This is a genomic window from Ruegeria sp. K3, from assembly GCF_056531845.1.
In genome coordinates this window covers 1-17082 of the sequence record NZ_JBQFMM010000015.1, presented here as the reverse complement: position 1 = coordinate 17082, position 17082 = coordinate 1, and the positions used below count along the sequence as shown (strand labels likewise).

Sequence of the window (17082 nt, the reverse complement as noted above, 5' to 3'; positions counted from 1 at the left end):
CGACGTCTCCTGCGATGCGCGTCTGTCGTTTGACTGAGCACGCAAGTTGCAGCGTATCTTTAATTGCTTCTCTGCCCTTCGTAGAGCTTGATAATGGCTGCGCCTTCGTCTCCGGATTGGGCGATATACGCCTCTTTCGTCGGCTCATACATAATGTCGCGGAGTGCACTGCGCTCTTCCGCAGAAGCCACCCGGACTTTGATGTTGCTGCTTGCTTTGATTTGTTCCAAAGCCTCCAAAACTGAATCTGCCTTGTGCGCAGTTAGATCCGGCACGACTTCATTGAAGGCGTCAGTGATGACGTTGCGATAGTTCTCTGGTAGACTCTCCCACCAGGTCGGGTTGAACAGCACAACATCTTCCATAGCCCCATGCTCGGACACCACAAGGTATTTCTGGACCTCTTGGAATTTCATGCGATAGATCGTGTCGAGCGGGTTCTCTTCACCATCAACGACGCCCGTCTGCAGTGATGTATAGAGTTCGCCAAATGGGAGTGCGATGGCGGAGGCTCCGAGTGCATTGAACTGCTCGATCAGTATGCGGCTATCCATCACGCGAAACTTCTGATCGGCGAATTCGTCTATAGTATCTAAAGGCTTGTTCGAGGTGAAGTTCTTCTTGCCGTTCGGCCAAAGCGCCACACCTACGAGACCGCGCCGATCGAAGGTTTCAAGCAGCGCCTGTCCAAAAAGGCCAGCGCGCAAGTCTTGGGCCTCCGCGAGATCCTCTGGGATTAGGTAGGGTATGTCCAGTACCGAGACGATTGGATTGAAGCCGCCAAGAAAGGCAGCGGGCGATACGGTTGCTTCCAAAGACCCAAGTTGCACTCCCTCGGTCATTTGGCGCTGACTTCCCAACTGACCGGAGGGAAAGATCTGAAACTCAACGGCACCTTGCGTGCGTTCCTTCACAAGATCGGCGACTTTTTCGAGAAAAATGTGGCGACTTTGTTCGGGCGACTCGAGATGCCCAATCTTGGCGACATATTCCTGTGCCACAACCGGTAGGGCCGCTAAGGTAAACGCGGTAAGGGCGACTAAGAGTGAGGTCTTCATTTTCGTCTGTTCCTTCCTGTTGAGGACCCGACATTGAATGAAGAACGAGGGGGAAGTCAAGCATTTTGTCTCAATAATGAGACGAATCAAGACGGGATGTTTATCTGCCCGCGGAAGCATCAACGCCGAACTGCTTGGTGAAGGGTTCGATGTATGCCAGCAGGCGACATTCGCGGGCTGTGTCTGGCGGGAAGATGCGTTTTGCAGAAGCCGTCTATCAAGAAACGCTTGAGACCGGGTGCGGAAACTATCGACGCGCTCCGTGGTCTGTTGGCGGAACTCTTCCTTGTGGCGCTGAGGAGGCTGGTCTATCGGATCAATGAGTATGCTTTGCGCCAATGCAGGAGTGATCCTGAAGGACGCGAGCCGGAGGCAATAATCGCAATGAAGATCGCAATACAATGTACTTTAATTTCTGCGAGAGTATTCTCTTTTGTATTGCAACAGCAACATTACAAGCGAAACCGTGGCGACGGCTTGAACACGGGACTGGAAACCGACACGACACTGGAACGGTCAAACAACAATGTGGTGTTTCGCGCACCGATCGACTAGAGTTTCGCTTCAGCGAGGGCTGCCCGAACTGCCGGATAGGCGTGGCGTCCAGATTTTGAAAGTAAGTACAGTGCAGATCCGGTATGACTGAGTCAAATTTTCCCGAGGCAAACACACAATTCGCCGAGATTGGTGAACGTTTACGAGCCCATCGGACCGGGCGGGGCCTCACCCCTGAGGCACTGGCCTCTCGCCTGGGGATTTCACGCGCCGCCCTTTACCGGGCCGAAAAGGGCGAAATTGCCAAAATCGAGATGTTAACGGCAATTTCGAGGGAACTAGACGTATCGCTGCCGACCCTGCTTGGCGTGGGGATTGAGTACCTGCCTAACGCTCCCGCTTTTTTCGAGCGGATGCGCCAACTCGAAGAGCATTGCGACCAGATCATCGGAGTTTTCTCCCCTGTGTCATATCTGCTTACCTCGGATAGCTACGAAGAGATGCTGGGGCAGGTGCTCAAGGATGTGCCCGCGACCGACCCCGAGATTCTGAAAAGCACATTGGAACTTCTGCGGATCCGCAAGGAGAACTTCCGCAAGCGAAAACCGCTGATCGTTTCGATTGTCTCGATTCCTGAGTTGCAGGGATTCCTTCAGTCGGGCATGTCCAGTAACTCGGAAGTTTCCGAAAAAGAACTCGACCTGCGGCGTGAAGCCGCCGTGAATGAGTTGCGGCATATAGCCAGGATGCTGCGGGACCAACCAATAGGCGTCCAAATCGGCGTCGCCCACGATCCGATTCCCAGCACTAGCTTTCAGATCATGCGAAGCGGCTTGGTCTCGACATTGACAATTAGCCCATTTCGGCTCGGTCAGCAGCCGAACATTGGTATTGGTGTCGGGCTTGTCACCCAGGCACCGGAAGCTCTAGAACTGCATGAGAAAATTGCCCAGACCCTGTGGGAAAACTCTCTCAAGGGAGAAGAGGCGGCGGCTGAAATTGACAGGCTGATTGAACCTTGAGAAGTTGCTGCGGGCGGGAACCAATAATATTAGCGGCGCTAACGATGGGTCTCATAAATAAGACGCCAGTCGGTGCGCTAAACCTAGCCCATGGCTTGGTCGACAGCAGCGGTATGGGGCATATGGCCGAAGCCAAACCGGTTAACTTCGGCTCTGTTTCCGCGAACGTAAAGGCATTCTGGGAGATTATCATATGAGCCAAGCCAATCCGTAGGCGCAGTGAATAGCTATTGCCAAGCCAGATCCCGCCCACCGGGTCGAGCTTATTCCACTTATTGTGGCTGCCGGCCACTATCTGTCAGATATCTTCAACCTCAATTCGTCGGGCTTGAAGCCGAGCACTGCCCCAGGCGAGCAGCGCAAAGAAGAGACCGACCCCGATGGCCAAGCCAATCCGCCAATCCCAAAGGCTTTCGGCTCCCGTTTCCTCCATCCAGCGCACGAGTGGTCGGAGCGGATTCAGCATTAGCAGTTGGTCGACCGGTCCGGTTAGATCGTCGACGACACCCGAAGTCAGGACCACGATAAAGAACAGAGAGTTGGTGAAGATCAGGTAGTCGCGCATGGAAATGATGACCACGGCGCACAGTAGACCGACAAGGCTGAGGGATAGGCAGGCGATGACCGTAGCGATCGCGAAATGCACTGAGACGGCGACACCACTGCCGACAATAATCATAGTCGGTAGGGCCACAACCAAAACCGTGAAGACCGCGAAACCCGCCGCCCAGATCACTTGGACCAGGCCAAATTCGAAGAGTCCGACCCGGGATATCAAAACATATCGCAACACCCCCCAGTTGCGCAGCCGAGCGAATATGGTGGATAGGTAAAAGACGGTATTACCCACCGGCATTAATAAGAATGCTGTAAGCAGTATATCCTTCGGATCTGTGCCCGCAGTGGCACCGTACCGTACAAAGAAGAAATACAGGACGTAGAACAGCGGCCCAAGGACGGAGTTGGCCAATAGGACGCTGATGGGCAGGGCCTCGCTGTTGCCGCGATGGCCCAGCTGGGCGACGGCGAGAAGGTTGGCGCATCTTTCGACCGTCGTCATACTAGGCTTCCCTGTGCCAGAAGGGTTCGCTGCATTTGCCGGAGCAAGGTCGTGGCTAGGGCAATAAGGCTTAGACCCACCAGAACTGTCGCCGGCCACCAGACCAGTTCTGTAGGGCTGGTAGGCGTAACACCGGCCTTGTAGCGCGCCATTTCGGCTAGAAACCCTTGGGGCAAACAAAGGGCGAACTGGGTCAGCAGGTTCGGAAAGAGCGTGGCCGAGAACCCAAGTGCGCTAACGAAAACAACCGGGTAGTCGATGAAGTTCATGATGACGCGGCCCCGCACCGTCATTGCCACTATCATCGAGAAAAGAATTGCGATCAGTGTGATCGCCGCCATGGTTAGCAATAGCCAAACCCAAGCCTGTGAGAGCAGATCGCCCGTCTCCGGTCGGGCTACAATGCATGCCAATATGGCCGTCATTGCAAGGGAGACACAGAGAAAGAGGAAATTGGCGAAGGTCCGGACCGCCATGATTCCGAGCAGCGGCGTCGGCATTGGTAAGTACTGTCCCAGCAACCCCGTCCAGCGGTCTCGGTCCACCTCGGACAAAGTGGAGAACACCAAGATCGTCCAACTGTTCACAAGACCAGCGTTAATTAGGATGAACCAGAAAGCTTCGGTCCCTGAAAAGGCAGGGGGCCAGTTTAGGGCGTAGAGCCAGACCGTGAAGATCGGCTGAACCAGCCCAACGAAGATCATCATCGTCCTGCGTGTATTGAGTCGGATGAATAACCAGGCTAGTTCGAAAAGCCGCCTCATGCCGCCGTTTCCTTTATAAAGGTTCCGTAGAATTCCTCGAGCGAGGCTCCCTCAACGGAAATGTCGTCAATGATATCTGGGGCTTGTGAAAACAGCCTGTAGAGCGCTGTGATCCCCTTTTGGTCGAGAGACATCAGGACGGTCGATCCAACTGCGGTCTTGATTACGGCAAGGCCCGGATCCAGCGCCGCGAAACTGTCCAATGCCTCCTCAGCGGTAACTCGGAAACTCACTCGCGAGCGGTATTGGGACCGTAGATCCTCGATCTGGAATATTCCCTTGTTGTGCCCCTCGGCCAGCAGCGCCACCCGGTGGCAGGTGCCGTCGATGTCTGAGGCGTTGTGTGAGGTCAAAATGATGGTGGTGCCGGACTGAGATAGGTCCCTAACGATATCGCGGATACGCTGGACGGCATCGAAATCCAGCCCGATGGTGGGTTCGTCGAGAAACAGGATAGAGGGGTCGTTGAGGAGGCCCTTGGCCATCAGGACTCGCTGTTTCATCCCCTTAGAATAGGTCATCGTTGGCGCGTGCCAAGCGTCCTCGGCAAGGCCGACCCGGGTTAACGCGGCTTCGACCTTAACGCGGACCGACTGCATCGGTAGCCGGTAGAGCAGGGCAAAGAGACGCAGGTTCTCGAAGCCAGTAAGCCAAGGATAGAGTCCTTTGTCGCCACCCTCGACGACGTTGATCCGGCTGCGTACCCGCCTCTGGTCGACGATCGTGTCGAAGCCGTCGACGAGAATCCGCCCTCTATCCGGCGCAATCTGAGTAGACATCAGCTTGATAAGGGTCGTCTTGCCTGCCCCGTTAGCGCCGAGGATGCCGAAAACCTCTCCTTTGCGAATCTCATAGCTAACAGAACTGATGGCCTGTTTCCGACGTGTACGGCTTATGAAGAGCTTTGAGACGTTCTCGACCCGGATGCCACATTCAGAGATCATGTGACCTCCTCCCTTCTAATCTTAAAAAATGGATTCATGCGGCTCTGAAACCCGCACTGCAGAAAGCCTTGTCCAGACCGAGGTGATCTTTAAATGAATTAAAGCCCTAGTAGTATTGAAAAACATTGCCCACAACCAAGGCGAGAGGAGATTCGGATTGGCTTGGAATTCTACTTGCCAACGTATCTCAATACCTGTACGAGCGGTCCGATTTGGCTTGGAGGCTGGTGCATATGCAAGAACGAAACACGATGTCATTGCAGGAACTCGCGGATGGTATCGCTGCGGTTTCCAGGCTCGAAGGCAATTTCGTACTGCGCTCTGGCCAAACCTCCCACAGGTACTTCGACAAGTACCGCTTCGAGGGACGGCCAGACCTTCTGGCGCCCCTCGGTAGGGAAATGAGCAAGCTCATCCCGCCGGAAACCGAGATCATCGCTGGGCTCGAGCTGGGCGGCGTCCCTCTTGCAACGGCCATCTCGCTGTACACCGGGTTGCCGTCGGCATTTGTCCGCAAGGCGGCTAAGACTTATGGCACTTGCCGGGCGATCGAGGGGCAGGAATTCGCCGGAAAGAAGGTGACCTTCATAGAGGATATCATCTCGACCGGTGGTGCAGTGGCCGATGCACTTAGAATCTCGACTGAGGCCGGCGCTGAGGTTCTTTGCGTAGTCTGCGCGATTTGGCGAGGCGAGGGTGCCCCGATGGTCAAAGCCGCGCCGACCCTGCCGGTGTACCCGGTCTTCAACTCGGAGCAGTTGGAGCCCTGAGGTCAGGCCGTAATCCGCCGTTTGTATGCAAATCGCCATCGCAGCCCCCTATTTCGCAGCGATCAGTAGTTTGTCACTCTGGCGCAGGGCCCAAGTCAGGTGCCGGCGGTTGAGTTGCGGTGGCAGGATGATCCTCTCGAAATCCGGGCGTAGGTCGTTGGGTAGCTGGTCGACGTAGTGGAACACCCATTTGACCCGGTCGCAGAACACCCCCTGCCGATTCAGAAGGGCTAGTATGGCGTAGGCAGTGCAATCGATGACGGATAGGTGGCATGCCAGTAAGTCACCTGCCTTGAGGAATCCAAGCGCGTCCTCATAGCGATTCTCGGCGTCCATCCAGTAGACCGAGGATGCTACTTCGCCGAAGGCTGACTCGCTAATCCGACGGGGCATCTGTGCATGCTCGGTGGTCGGCGAAGGCATGCCCTCCGCAATGCGTCCCATCATGTCGATCAGCCGTCTTAAGGGTCGTTTGAGATTCATTCCCAGCGACGCGCCGTTACTACCAGGGTCGTTGGGGTCGTAGGTCTTTAGTCGATCGAGGGCGAACTCCAACTCCTCCAATGTTAGGTACTCGATATCGATCCGGACCCCCTTGACGATGAGGTTCTTGACCGGGGTTTCCTCGGTACCGTCCAGCACGACAAAACCATCGAGATCGGATTCTTCGGTCCCATGTCCCCGGACAAGGGACCCGCCGAGGAAATCTACGTTCTCCTCCGACATCGCCTGCATGATCATGGATATGTCCACGCCCTTACGGGCGAGAAACCCAGGCAGGTCAAGCCAGGTGGGCTCGCTTGACGAGATAACTGACATAGAAACCCCTTGCGGTGAAATTGTAGAGAATGTGAGCCAGTACGGCCCAGATTAGTCCGAAGCCCAGGTAAACGAGGGTCAGTACGACGGCCATTGTTGTCAGCTCTAAGATCTGGGCGACCCCGAATCGAGCACCTTGCCAAGGATTGATGTAATGTGAGGCAACGAATGCGCTGACGGCGATGACGAAATATGGCCCGGGTACCGAAAAGACGAGTGCTGGAAAATGCCGGAAGGCCAACTCCTCTGCGATCGGGGCGAGCAAAATATAGACGGCTTCTGCGCGGGCCATCTTGTAGTTAACCCCGGGGACGACAAAGGCGATCATCTCGGGGTTGCGGATAAAATCGATGGTTCGCCTTAGGTTGGCCCCTGCAAAGGCAAAGACAACGACTCCGAGGCCGAGGGCGAGCCAAGGGCTGCCCGAGCTGAGGCTGGTCTTGAGCAGCGGAGGGAAGAACAGAACCGCCAAGAGCGATCCGAGGATCATTGGCAGCGTCGAAAGCAGCTTCTTGAGGAGAGGCATGTTCTCGATGAAGCGCCGCATATTCCAGATAATAACTGTCTGTACGGTCAACACAGCAACCCATGCAGCAAAGGGCGGGACAGGAGCCGCAGCAACCAACATCGCCGCCACGGTGAGCAGCAGAAGGTGATCAGTTGCTCCAGCCCATAGCGGCATGCCTGCCAGTGTCTTTTCTTCTGTCTTCATCAGAGGATCTTGGCGGTTCGAAGGTAATCCACGAAAGACGCTAGGTCTCGGTCGATCGTTCTGGGGTCGACCGCGAAGTCTCCAGCCGCGTCAGAGACGATTTGGTCGTGAGACAGGCCGTCCAAAAGTTTCTCAACGAAGTAGGGGGCCGTGCCAATCAGCTCAATTGCCCGGTTGGATCCAACCAGGTATTGCTTCGCGCCCACCTTGCGGAGTCGCCATTCCAGCGGAAAGTCGTAGGTTTGCTCAGTCATGATACGATCCTAAGATTAAGGAGGAGGCCGTAGCCCCCTCCTCGACCAGTTCAACCTTCGGCGGCGAGGGCGACCGGCAGTTTTACTTCTTTGGCCTTAGGAGCTTCATAGGTCATTGTCTTCTCCTTTTGAGAGGTTTGCCCGGCGACATGCCGGACTTCAGAATGTGGAAGAATCCACAATTTGATACACTAGCGGAGATTCTCCGAAAAACAATACGACAATTTTTGGCATTGACTGCCAATTGAGATTTATGCCCTGCTTACCGCATCAGAACGATTCTATATTTTCTGATAGTGTTTAAAAACAACAGGATAAACATTACTATCGGACAATAAAGGGAAATCAATAAATGGATACAACCAAAAATCTTGATACTAAAGTGAGCGATAAAGCGCCAATCCCGTTGGTTGTCTTTGTTTTGGGAACATCGAGCTGGCATAAGTGGATTTATCCCTTTCTTACCTCTCCAAACTACCGCACCATCGTCGCGATCACGGGGGTCGAAGGGCCGGATTCTACACCCGGGATAGCCCGGATCATCAAACAGACCGACCTTGATGTCGACGCGCGCGCAGAGGTGATCTTGGCCGAGTCGCCCGACGCAGTTGTTGTCCTTCCGCATCAGGACAGTTTGGTCGAGGACACAGCCTTAGGCGAGCAACTCGCTGCGGTTCCAGGCTTGCGGGTCGTCACAACAAGCACGGAGGCTGCTCTTTGCGGAACAGAGAAGATCTACATGAAGGAGGTCTTCAGCCGGCTGTCCATTCCGACGCCCACTTATGTCACCAGTGAAGAACCGGAGTTTTACACCGGGGAGACCCTCTGTTATCCGACCTACCTCAAGCGCAGCGCCGATCACGAGGGTAAAGGCAACTTTCTTGTCGGGTCGCCGCAGGATCACAAGAGCGCGATAACCGACTTTTTGAACGACAACCTGCCTGCCTACTTTGAAGAGCTGGTTGAGGGGGAGGAGTTGTCTGTGATCGTTGCCGGGACACCCGGCAACATCTGTGTAATGCCGCCAGTCTACAAGGGTCTTGCCCAGGCGGGCGCTGATCATCCTGCCCGTCGGTTCCGGTTCTGCTCGCCATCTCTCCGCGCTGCCAAGGATGCTGCAGATCTTCACCGCTACGGCAAGGCGATCATCGAGTATTTCGGCACCGACGGAATTGTCGAGGTCGAGGCGGTCCGTCAGGACAACGGCTTCAGCGTTCTCGAGGTGAACATGCGTCTTGCCGCGACCCTTAGGATGTCGATGCTGGCAAGCGGGATTAACGTCCTGTCTTGGCTCGGGGAGTTGGCCGTTGGGTCAGGGGTTGAGTCGCCGAAGCCAGGCGACCGCAAGTTCGTCTGCGAATTCCCAGTCAAACCGGAGTACAACGCAGGGGTCCTTCGGCAAGTTGGATCTCTGGACTACGTCACGACAACCACCCGTTTCACGGTCAACGCCACCTCGATGGATGGGCTGGTCCACAACGTCGGTGAGGTGGCCAACCTGCTAGGTGATACGGAATTGCCGAACAGGGTTAAGGAACTGACATGACACGCCTTCTCTATGGAATAAAGATTTCGGGTATCAGGATTCGTGTCGTTAGCGACGTGCCGGGTTTTGAGCCGGCTCTCGAGGCAAGTTATGGGCGTTATCTCGAGCCGGTAGACGCCGATTCGGGCGCCAACTTGATACTTGCGATCGAGCGCATGAAAACCGGCGGCTTTCCTCGGTCTGCGCGGCCGGGCTTCGGCGACAGCCGGATTTGTGCGGAAAGAACCTGCGTTCGGGTCTTTGTTCCCGACGGTGAGCCGACGGAGATTTTCATCAATCATGTGCGCCCCTACTTAACCTCGATGATCGCCCGGCACCTGTGGGAACAGCAGCAGGTCGTGATGCTGCATGCATCGGCCTGTCAGGACCCCGACGGCAAGGCGGTGATCTTCATCGGGCCAAGCGGCGCCGGAAAGACCAGCACCGCCCTAACCCGAATCGCCGACGGGGCACGATTCCTGTCAAACGACATCGTGCTGCTGCGTCCCGGCATCACCTGGCAGGTTCTGGCTATGCCGCAGCCCCCGACTGTGGGCCACGGCTTTGTCAGCGCTATGGGCCGCGCATTTCCTGACTTTGCAGCCTGCCTGCCCCAAGTCGGCCCTGATGAAGGCAAGAAAATGATCAAGCTGAGGAACCTGCCTCGAGGGGATCTCGAAACCCCTCTCAAGGCGATCCTCTTCGTGCATTCCAACCCGACGCTGTCCCACCCCTTCATTGAGCCTTGCGAGAGGCAGGAGAGTTTCGCCCGGTTGATGGGGGAGGTGATCCTGCCGATCCGGCCTGGATACCGGTTTGCGTCGGACCAGCCATCGGACGGTTACGAGCGCCTGTCCCACCAAATCTCGACCTTGGCCAGGGATATCCCTTCGACACTGTTCACTTGGACCGGCAATCCGGCGCGCAATGCGCGCAGTTTAGCTCAGGTCCTCACGTTTGAGGAGACTTACGCATGACCGATCTGTCCACCGACTCCGCTGCCAATTTGATCGTGCGAACCGACGGACCGTTCTTCCAGATTCATGCAGCGGGTCCACTCGCGCCTGCCGACAAAGCGCCGAAGCCCTTGCCACGGCAACACCTAGGCCACGGTATTCCTGGGGCGATGGCTGCGGGCCTAGCCTTCATGGCGGACCGTACCCAGATGTCATTTGTCCGGGCCTCTCGCAAGGACACCGGGATGACAGCCCAAATCGAAGGTGCCGTCGCTGAGGCCGATCACGCTGAGGCCCGCCATTGGGGTACCTTTGAGGAAGCGCTTCCCAAGGGGGCCTCGATCGTAACCGTTGAGGACGGCCCGCTTACGCCTCTGGGTACCCGTGCTCTAGCCGGGATCGAAATCCCACCGCCACCAGCCGATGAGGGGCTGACCTTCGATGATGCGATTCTGACCCACCACGGAAACTACCTGACAACCATGGGCGAGCCGGTAAACCGGTTCTACGACACGATCCCTGGCATCAGCCGTTACGAGACTGTTGTACCTTTAGCTAGGCGGTTCGGATCCCCTGCAGAAGGGTTTGACGCGGTCATTGCGCCGGCCTTTGGTGGCATTCCGCTGGCGGTCGCGACTGCCGCAGTCTTCGACCTGCCCTGCCTTATCGTGAACCTGAAATCCGACAGGTTGAAGGCTGCTCTGGACCCGGCGTCATTTGTGCCGCGAAAGTGCCTCGTTGTAGATGATTTCATCTCTGTAGGTAGCCGGTTCTTCATGCTGAAAAAGCTCTTTGACCGGATCGGTTTCGGAGATGCGACCTATGCTGCCGTCGCCGGATTCTCCGACTCGCCCAGCGTAGGGCGTGACGGCCTACGGCTTGCCTTCACCTTGCCGGATCGCCGTAGCGTGAAGTCTACCGCACAATGACTCGCGAACCAATCGTCTCTGCACCCCATCCACCGGATTGGCCGGTTTACGACGCCGAAGCGGTTCAGGCCGCCAGCCACCTGATCGCCGCAGGCCAGACTTTCGACTACGCTCGCGGGGACGAAATCGCTCGGATCGAGGACAGTTTTGCGGCCTATCACGGCGGCGGTCATGCGCTTTTCCTGAATTCAGGCACTTCCGCGATCCTATCGGCCCTACTTGCCCTGGATATCGGACCCGGGGACGAAGTAATCTGCCCAGCCACCACATTTGTGTCAGGGGTTACACCAGTGTTGCTGTCCGGGGCGGCCCCAGTCTTCGCGGACGGCGATCCATTGACTGATACCATGAATCCCGAGGCAGCGAGTTCTTGCGTTAGGCCGCGCACAAGGGCGATTTTGGTGACGCATCTATGGGGCCATCCAGCAGACATGACCCGCCTGACCCTGCTTGCCCAACGCCACGGGCTTGCCCTGATTGAGGATTGCTCTCACGCTCATGGTGCTCGTCTGAACGGCCAACTTGTTGGAACCTTCGGGGATGCCGCTGCGTTCTCGTTTGGCACTGGTAAAATGATCTCAGGCGGAACGGCAGGGATGCTCCTGACACGCAACCGACAGGTTTTTGAACGTGCCTGTCTGTTGGGCCATGCACGCCAGAGATCAAGGGTTTCAGTCCGCGACCCCGATCTGGCAGTCTATGCCAATACGGGTCTAGGAGGCAACCTGAGGGGCTCGCCTGTGGCCGCTGTGCTGGCCCAGTCACACCTCGACAAACTCGACTTGCTAATCGCCCGCAAAAGGGCAAACTTAGAGCGTTTGAGCGCTGGTTTGGCCAGGATTCCTGGGATCGAGCCTCCTTGGACTGCCCCTGGGGTTGATAGGGGCGGCTGGTATGGGTTCCATGCGCGCTTCGACCCCGATGCCCTTCCGGGAGCGAACCGGAATGAACTGATCCGGCTCATGACCATTGAGGGGGCAAGGGTTTCCCCCGCAACGCGGTTACCGCTGCCTCGCGAGGCGCTGTTCCGAGACCTTCGAGAGGGGCGTTTGCCCGAAGGCTTGCTGCCGATGCGCCGAGGTCTCGTGCCACCCGATCACACCCCCCATTGCCCAGTCAGCGAAAGCATATACGACAGAACGATCTGCTTTCCTGCGGGGGTCTTTCACGAGGACTGTCCCGAGCTTGTGGACCAGTACATCGCCGCCGCCCAAGTCGCCGCAGATAACCTTGCCTATTGCGAGCACCGGGCATGACCCGGCGCGCCACGCACATACCTCACCAAGACAAGCTAGGATCACCTCACGTCATGCGTCACCATATTACCGACTCCGCCCACAACCTCGAAACCGAACTGTCGACTCTCAGCTACGGAATCAATGCACAAGACCGATTGATTGAGGTGAAACTTCCAAAACTGACCGTGATCGGCCAACCGCTGTCGATGAATGCTTATCTCGACATTCACACCGGCTACCAACTAGCCAGTAAGGAGCCCAATTGGCTGGTGTATTGCAAGCACGCCATGCCGGTCTTTGCTGTCGATACTGTACGGGCGGGATGGCAGAAACGGCTGGGGTCCATCCTAGAAGTCAATGCTGAACGGGAGTTCGGGTGTTTTGTCTACAATGGGACCGTCGACACGGAGGTGTTTGATGCGATCGCCAACTACAGGTTCCACACCCTAGGCGCGCCTTCCATCGAAGCTGGGATCGCCGATCGGATCAGCGAAGAAACATTCCAAGCGCGCAACCGCAAGGTCGTGGTCGTTCTGGGCCGCTTGCCGGTCGAAACCGTCTACCGGCATAGCAGCGTCGCTGCAGCCCATGACATTCTCTACGAGGCCGGGTTCCCGGCGGACGAGACGATGCTGCAGCGTTGTGTTCGGCTGTGCCGGACTCTCTGCGTGTGCGTTCAGTCCAGGGACGGGGACATCGTGCTGACCAATTCTGGATTTGTCGACCCGATGGAGGCACTGCGGTTCAGTTTCTCCATGCTGGAGGGGCATGGTTACGAGGAACTGGCAGTTGGCACCGATGCTTGTTTCGGTGTAAAGAACCCGGCGGCTCTGCTGGCTAACCATTCCGTGTCTAGTTGCACCCTGTTTGGGCCCAAAAACACCGCCGCCGAGTTGGTTGCCGCCTTCAAGGAAAATGGCATCGCCCTAGACTGGTCCGCTGGCCGAGCCTTTCGCTTGTCAGTTTGATGACCTGACACACGGACTTGGGTCTGATCAGGGGAAGGCTCCGAAGGGCTCCTGTATTATGTTTCGCAACTCGGCATCGAAGGCTGATAGGAAAGGGTCCACTTCCAGCACCGGAGAGTGCCAGGCCGTCGGGATCGTGTCGGTTGTATGAAACCGGACTAGTTCGCCGGTCTGGGCCAAGGCGTCGAGCCGCTCCTGTCCAGTTCGTGTAAGGCGACAATGGGGTGCGGCAATGGAAAACCTCTCGATCCCGGTTTGCCGCATTGCGTCGAAGGCCGCGCATGCAGTTCCTGCACTAGAGACTAGGTCATCGAGCACAAGTGCGTGCCGGAACCTGCCGCTGGGGGAACTCCTGCCGGGGCGTAATTGGACCAAATCGGGGTTGAGCCGGATCTTATCTGCCGCAAAGACCTCATGGCCGGTTTCGGCGGCGACTGCCCGGACGTCGGCCAGAGCCCCGGCGTCCGGCGCCACTAAGATTGTGCTGTCTGGGTCATAGCGGGATGCACAGCCCGCTAGGTAACTGACAAGGCCTATCTGCCGCAGGGCGAGGGTTGGGAATTGCAGGCTGAGGTTCAGGCTAGACCCTGATTTTATAGTTACGACCCGGTCGACCCCCGCCGCAGAGAGTAGGTCCGCGATGAGCCCCGATGTCGTCGGACGGCGCTGGCCGCGAATGACCCGGTCCTGCCGGGCATAAGCGAGGAACGGTACGATCACCGTGATCGGCCCCGCGCCGTATTGCCGGTAAGCTCGCGCGGCGATCATTAGGGAGAAAAGCGCGGCATCTGGCCTGCCGCCACTGTTGTCCACCAGCGCCTGGTGCAGGAATACGGGGGTCCCCTCTCGGAACGGGGGCAGTTCGACATAGGTTTCTCCGTCCGGGAACTTCGAATCGATCTGTGGGTGTAGAGCTACGTGCCCTGTAGCGTCTGTGAGCATGTCAGCTAACCGGGCCAGAGCACTAGGAAACCAGCGGTCGAAATCTCGACAACTCGAGGCGATCGCGGGCAATCGATCTGAGGTTATGTCACCAAAGTCGTGCAAATTCCGATCCTCCTTCGTGCGATTTCGCCACGTTCGGGTCTATAGTGCATCCGACATGATGTGGGTTGTCGCGGAAATAGAGTCAGTGTCTGAGTTCCGATGTATATATCTTGAAAAATCTCTGATTTGAAATCTCTCGTTCATTAAGTTTAAGCCTCGTCCTTCATAAGGAGTTCAACGGAAACATTTGAAACAAAAGTACAGGGAAGTTGACCGCCAAGGCAATGTTAAAAAAGAATAATTGCCGTCATGCTGTACACTCCAATAAAATCCTGACCGTTGATAAGCGATCTTTTGCACGTTTTTCGGAATCTGTGTTTGCTCATCATGTGGAAACAAGTATCATTTTTGGGATAATTACCACAAAGGGATTCTGATTTCGATGCCTATACTCTGCAACAGCGTACGACCTGACCCCGGTTTCGAGCTTTCGGCATCTGTCATCTGCCTCAACCAGCTCAAGCTAGGGGAGATAATCGCCGAATTGCAGGTCCTCGGCGTTCATCGCATTCACATCGACTTCATCGACAATGCGTTTTCAGGGCTGGGCTTGCCCAAAGAGATACTTTCAGACATCTGTGGACAATTCTCGATTCCAGTGGACGTACATTTCATGGTGGACCAGCCCGAAACCCTTGTAGATTTCGCAGTGTCGCGCAACGTAGATTGCCTCTCGGTGCACCAGGATGCCCTGACCGAGACTTTGACGGCAAGCCTGCGTGCGGCGAGCCGTGCTGGAACCGAGGTTTCGTTGGTGCTTAACCCCGGTGAAGCGCCGTCGGAGGAGGCCATCCGGCAGACCGGAGCTCGACGGCTAACGGCGATGAGCGTCATGCCCGGTGCGGCAGGTCGACCCTTTCAGCCTCGAGTCTTCGAGACGTTGCACCACGCGGCTCGACTCAAAACGCGGGGGCTCATTCAACGGATCGAAGTGGACGGAGCTGTTGGCCCGCAGACGTTTCCCAAAATGTACTGTGCCGGAGCCGATATTGGCGTCGTCGGCAGCACTATCTTTCCCAACCGTGATGTCGTTGACAATTATCTCACGGACCTAATTTCGGGAGTCGTCGCGACAAGGGAACGGACAGTCGGCAGGGCAGGTAAGAATCCGACAATAAGTCTCGTTTGATCTCACGGTGGATCGTGGCTTTCGAGCGCTTCAGCACACGCGCCATCTCGCGAACAGGGACCTTTGCATGTCGCCAGCGTTCGATTCTGCGACGTTCCTCAATGCTCAGTTGCGTGTAAACAGCTCCCATGGCACAATCTCCTCATTAGATAACTCATTGTTTTCTAATAGGAGTCGCACTTGAAGGTAGCGCACACCCGAGAAGTCTCAAGGGTCGTTGCGACGGTTTCCGCTATCTCAGTTTCATCAGTTCATCTCTAAATGCCTCGGTTGGAGTTTGCCATCCAAGGCACTTTCTAGGTGTCCCGTTTAGGCGGTCGCAAATCGCCTTCATTTTGCGATTTGAGAGCGCCGCGAGTTGGGTGTCGCGTGGAAGGTATCGGCGAGCCCGCTTGTTCAAGTTCTCAACCGATCCCTTCTGCCAGGGCGCTTGAGGATCACAGAACCAGCTCTCTGTTCCGATGCCTGACTTGAGTCTGCGCCACTCTCGGAACTCAAAACCCCGATCAAATGTAATTGAGCGACGTGCTGGCTGGGGCAGGGGCTCCATTACGTCCATCAGTTTGTTCATGAAATGCGTCGAACTGCGGTCGTTGTTGCGGAACAAAACCGCGAACCGCGTTTTTCGTTCGACCAGCGAGGCTACGTTCATCTTGCCGGTGCTGCGCTCGAAGATCATAAGATCGCCTTCCCAATCCCCAAATTCTTCGCGCGCCTTCACATGCTCTGGTCTCTGATGAATAGACCGATCCGGCGGAAAAACCTGGCCTCTGGGGCGTCTGGCGTAACGTGGACGGCGTTTTTTGCGCCGACTTGGCAGATGGCGCGCCAGTTGTTCAGATTGGCCTTCCGGGCTGTAAACATAGGCGTAGATCGTCTCGTGGCTGACGCGGACAGGCTGATCGTCGTAGCCGAGGCGGCCAGCGATTTGTTCAGGTGTCCAACCTGCAATCAAACGGTTGATGACATGCGCGCGCAGGTTTTCCAACCGGATCAGCTTGCGCCGTCGAGCGCGTCTGGTCTGCGCCGTTCGTTGTGCTTTGACGCCATAGTAACCATTTAGATGCGGTAGTTCGGAGTCTTCAAAATGGTTCCGGTTGATCTCTCGATAGACCGTGGAACGATGTCTGCCGATCTCGACCGCTATCTTGCTGACGGGCATCTTTGCGTTTAGCATGTTCTCAATTGCGCGCCGCTCGCGCAGATCCAGTTCCGTGTGGGCCAATTTCTGTTCTCCTTGCTTTTCAGCAAGATAGGGGAATTGTCGCAACCCAGTTTAGAATGTGCCCCGGCTTCACGTTTTGTTGCAACCAAGTAGAAATGTCACTGGTTCTGCAAAGCAGAAGTGTCACCGGAGGGCGGGACGGGAGCAAGGCTTTGCAGCCCGGAGAC

At 56.4% G+C, this 17082-nt stretch carries 19 protein-coding genes and 1 pseudogene; 10 read left to right on the top strand and 10 right to left on the bottom strand.

Annotation, left to right across the window (positions count from 1 at the left end; translation table 11 throughout):
- Nucleotides 1-59 precede the first annotated feature (59 nt).
- Nucleotides 60-1058 carry a TRAP transporter substrate-binding protein gene (locus ACR0MP_RS20375; protein WP_480887862.1) on the bottom strand — a complete coding sequence of 333 codons (999 nt, stop codon included), beginning with the start codon at nucleotides 1056-1058 and terminating at the stop codon, nucleotides 60-62.
- A 153-nt stretch (nucleotides 1059-1211) separates the two neighbouring features.
- Here ACR0MP_RS20375 and ACR0MP_RS20370 point away from each other — a divergent pair, with 153 nt between their 5' ends.
- From ACR0MP_RS20370 to ACR0MP_RS20360, 3 genes are all read left to right on the top strand, one after another.
- On the top strand, nucleotides 1212-1613 hold the full coding sequence (locus ACR0MP_RS20370; protein ID WP_480887860.1) for a hypothetical protein: 402 nt from the start codon (nucleotides 1212-1214) through the stop codon (nucleotides 1611-1613).
- 83 nt (nucleotides 1614-1696) lie between these two features.
- On the top strand, nucleotides 1697-2575 hold the full coding sequence (locus tag ACR0MP_RS20365) for a helix-turn-helix domain-containing protein (protein WP_480887859.1): 879 nt from the start codon (nucleotides 1697-1699) through the stop codon (nucleotides 2573-2575).
- 44 nt (nucleotides 2576-2619) lie between these two features.
- Nucleotides 2620-2772: a hypothetical protein gene (locus ACR0MP_RS20360; RefSeq protein ID WP_480887857.1), complete on the top strand. Its 153-nt coding sequence runs from the start codon at nucleotides 2620-2622 to the stop codon at nucleotides 2770-2772.
- A 101-nt stretch (nucleotides 2773-2873) separates the two neighbouring features.
- Here the strand turns inward: ACR0MP_RS20360 and ACR0MP_RS20355 are convergent, their stop codons facing one another.
- From ACR0MP_RS20355 to ACR0MP_RS20345, 3 genes are read right to left on the bottom strand one after another with little or no spacing between them, the layout of a single operon-like run.
- Entirely contained in the window at nucleotides 2874-3635 is a 762-nt protein-coding gene (locus ACR0MP_RS20355; RefSeq protein WP_480887855.1) for a hypothetical protein, read from the bottom strand.
- Nucleotides 3632-4399 carry a hypothetical protein gene (locus ACR0MP_RS20350; RefSeq protein ID WP_480887853.1) on the bottom strand — a complete coding sequence of 256 codons (768 nt, stop codon included), beginning with the start codon at nucleotides 4397-4399 and terminating at the stop codon, nucleotides 3632-3634. The genes ACR0MP_RS20355 and ACR0MP_RS20350 overlap by 4 nt, the downstream gene beginning before the upstream one ends.
- Nucleotides 4396-5343 carry an ABC transporter ATP-binding protein gene (locus ACR0MP_RS20345; RefSeq protein WP_480887852.1) on the bottom strand — a complete coding sequence of 316 codons (948 nt, stop codon included), beginning with the start codon at nucleotides 5341-5343 and terminating at the stop codon, nucleotides 4396-4398. The genes ACR0MP_RS20350 and ACR0MP_RS20345 overlap by 4 nt, the downstream gene beginning before the upstream one ends.
- Before the next feature lie 233 nt (nucleotides 5344-5576).
- Here ACR0MP_RS20345 and pyrE point away from each other — a divergent pair, with 233 nt between their 5' ends.
- A complete protein-coding gene (gene pyrE / locus ACR0MP_RS20340; RefSeq protein ID WP_480887850.1) occupies nucleotides 5577-6113 on the top strand; it encodes an orotate phosphoribosyltransferase in 537 nt (178 codons plus the stop codon).
- A 48-nt stretch (nucleotides 6114-6161) separates the two neighbouring features.
- On the opposite strand, the gene ACR0MP_RS20335 is transcribed toward pyrE, so the two are convergent.
- From ACR0MP_RS20335 to ACR0MP_RS20325, 3 genes are read right to left on the bottom strand one after another with little or no spacing between them, the layout of a single operon-like run.
- Complete coding sequence (locus ACR0MP_RS20335; RefSeq protein ID WP_480887848.1) at nucleotides 6162-6854, bottom strand: nucleotidyltransferase domain-containing protein; 693 nt, start codon at nucleotides 6852-6854, stop codon at nucleotides 6162-6164.
- 40 nt (nucleotides 6855-6894) lie between these two features.
- A complete protein-coding gene (locus ACR0MP_RS20330; protein WP_480893872.1) occupies nucleotides 6895-7644 on the bottom strand; it encodes a CPBP family intramembrane glutamic endopeptidase in 750 nt (249 codons plus the stop codon).
- Entirely contained in the window at nucleotides 7644-7898 is a 255-nt protein-coding gene (locus ACR0MP_RS20325) for a PqqD family protein (protein WP_480887844.1), read from the bottom strand. Before ACR0MP_RS20325 ends, ACR0MP_RS20330 begins: the two co-directional genes overlap by 1 nt.
- 352 nt (nucleotides 7899-8250) lie before the next feature.
- On the opposite strand from ACR0MP_RS20325, the gene ACR0MP_RS20320 reads away from it, so the two are divergent.
- Genes ACR0MP_RS20320 through ACR0MP_RS20300 form a run of 5 tightly spaced genes read left to right on the top strand, consistent with a single transcriptional unit; the run spans nucleotide 8251 to nucleotide 13514 of the window.
- Nucleotides 8251-9444: an ATP-grasp domain-containing protein gene (locus tag ACR0MP_RS20320; RefSeq protein WP_480887842.1), complete on the top strand. Its 1194-nt coding sequence runs from the start codon at nucleotides 8251-8253 to the stop codon at nucleotides 9442-9444.
- Complete coding sequence (locus ACR0MP_RS20315; protein WP_480887840.1) at nucleotides 9441-10400, top strand: hypothetical protein; 960 nt, start codon at nucleotides 9441-9443, stop codon at nucleotides 10398-10400. The genes ACR0MP_RS20320 and ACR0MP_RS20315 overlap by 4 nt, the downstream gene beginning before the upstream one ends.
- Nucleotides 10397-11308, top strand: a complete 912-nt coding sequence (locus ACR0MP_RS20310) for a phosphoribosyltransferase (RefSeq protein ID WP_480887837.1) — start codon at nucleotides 10397-10399, stop codon at nucleotides 11306-11308. Before ACR0MP_RS20315 ends, ACR0MP_RS20310 begins: the two co-directional genes overlap by 4 nt.
- Nucleotides 11305-12564: a DegT/DnrJ/EryC1/StrS family aminotransferase gene (locus ACR0MP_RS20305; RefSeq protein ID WP_480887836.1), complete on the top strand. Its 1260-nt coding sequence runs from the start codon at nucleotides 11305-11307 to the stop codon at nucleotides 12562-12564. The genes ACR0MP_RS20310 and ACR0MP_RS20305 overlap by 4 nt, the downstream gene beginning before the upstream one ends.
- A gap of 53 nt (nucleotides 12565-12617) precedes the next feature.
- Nucleotides 12618-13514: a hypothetical protein gene (locus tag ACR0MP_RS20300; RefSeq protein WP_480893870.1), complete on the top strand. Its 897-nt coding sequence runs from the start codon at nucleotides 12618-12620 to the stop codon at nucleotides 13512-13514.
- A 27-nt stretch (nucleotides 13515-13541) separates the two neighbouring features.
- Here ACR0MP_RS20300 and prs read toward each other — a convergent pair whose 3' ends face one another.
- A complete protein-coding gene (gene prs / locus ACR0MP_RS20295; RefSeq protein ID WP_480887832.1) occupies nucleotides 13542-14456 on the bottom strand; it encodes a ribose-phosphate diphosphokinase in 915 nt (304 codons plus the stop codon).
- A 487-nt stretch (nucleotides 14457-14943) separates the two neighbouring features.
- Here prs and ACR0MP_RS20290 point away from each other — a divergent pair, with 487 nt between their 5' ends.
- A complete protein-coding gene (locus tag ACR0MP_RS20290; RefSeq protein WP_480887830.1) occupies nucleotides 14944-15690 on the top strand; it encodes a hypothetical protein in 747 nt (248 codons plus the stop codon).
- On the opposite strand, the pseudogene ACR0MP_RS20285 reads toward ACR0MP_RS20290, so the two are convergent.
- Nucleotides 15656-15820 (bottom strand): annotated as a pseudogene (locus tag ACR0MP_RS20285) (helix-turn-helix domain-containing protein); the annotation flags it as partial. The gene ACR0MP_RS20290 and the pseudogene ACR0MP_RS20285 overlap by 35 nt on opposite strands.
- Before the next feature lie 102 nt (nucleotides 15821-15922).
- The gene (locus ACR0MP_RS20280; protein WP_480887828.1) at nucleotides 15923-16915 is read right to left on the bottom strand and encodes an IS30 family transposase; all 993 of its coding nucleotides are present in this window, start codon (nucleotides 16913-16915) and stop codon (nucleotides 15923-15925) included.
- Nucleotides 16916-17082: the final 167 nt, after the last annotated feature.

Coding starts and splice junctions, on each gene's coding strand:
- ACR0MP_RS20375 (WP_480887862.1), bottom strand. CDS start 1,058: ATGAAGACCTCACTCTTAGTCGCCCTTACCGCGTTTACCTTAGCGGCC.
- ACR0MP_RS20370 (WP_480887860.1), top strand. CDS start 1,212: ATGCCAGCAGGCGACATTCGCGGGCTGTGTCTGGCGGGAAGATGCGTT.
- ACR0MP_RS20365 (WP_480887859.1), top strand. CDS start 1,697: ATGACTGAGTCAAATTTTCCCGAGGCAAACACACAATTCGCCGAGATT.
- ACR0MP_RS20360 (WP_480887857.1), top strand. CDS start 2,620: ATGGGTCTCATAAATAAGACGCCAGTCGGTGCGCTAAACCTAGCCCAT.
- ACR0MP_RS20355 (WP_480887855.1), bottom strand. CDS start 3,635: ATGACGACGGTCGAAAGATGCGCCAACCTTCTCGCCGTCGCCCAGCTG.
- ACR0MP_RS20350 (WP_480887853.1), bottom strand. CDS start 4,399: ATGAGGCGGCTTTTCGAACTAGCCTGGTTATTCATCCGACTCAATACA.
- ACR0MP_RS20345 (WP_480887852.1), bottom strand. CDS start 5,343: ATGATCTCTGAATGTGGCATCCGGGTCGAGAACGTCTCAAAGCTCTTC.
- pyrE (WP_480887850.1), top strand. CDS start 5,577: ATGCAAGAACGAAACACGATGTCATTGCAGGAACTCGCGGATGGTATC.
- ACR0MP_RS20335 (WP_480887848.1), bottom strand. CDS start 6,854: ATGATCATGCAGGCGATGTCGGAGGAGAACGTAGATTTCCTCGGCGGG.
- ACR0MP_RS20330 (WP_480893872.1), bottom strand. CDS start 7,644: ATGAAGACAGAAGAAAAGACACTGGCAGGCATGCCGCTATGGGCTGGA.
- ACR0MP_RS20325 (WP_480887844.1), bottom strand. CDS start 7,898: ATGACTGAGCAAACCTACGACTTTCCGCTGGAATGGCGACTCCGCAAG.
- ACR0MP_RS20320 (WP_480887842.1), top strand. CDS start 8,251: ATGGATACAACCAAAAATCTTGATACTAAAGTGAGCGATAAAGCGCCA.
- ACR0MP_RS20315 (WP_480887840.1), top strand. CDS start 9,441: ATGACACGCCTTCTCTATGGAATAAAGATTTCGGGTATCAGGATTCGT.
- ACR0MP_RS20310 (WP_480887837.1), top strand. CDS start 10,397: ATGACCGATCTGTCCACCGACTCCGCTGCCAATTTGATCGTGCGAACC.
- ACR0MP_RS20305 (WP_480887836.1), top strand. CDS start 11,305: ATGACTCGCGAACCAATCGTCTCTGCACCCCATCCACCGGATTGGCCG.
- ACR0MP_RS20300 (WP_480893870.1), top strand. CDS start 12,618: ATGCGTCACCATATTACCGACTCCGCCCACAACCTCGAAACCGAACTG.
- prs (WP_480887832.1), bottom strand. CDS start 14,456: ATGCTCACAGACGCTACAGGGCACGTAGCTCTACACCCACAGATCGAT.
- ACR0MP_RS20290 (WP_480887830.1), top strand. CDS start 14,944: ATGCCTATACTCTGCAACAGCGTACGACCTGACCCCGGTTTCGAGCTT.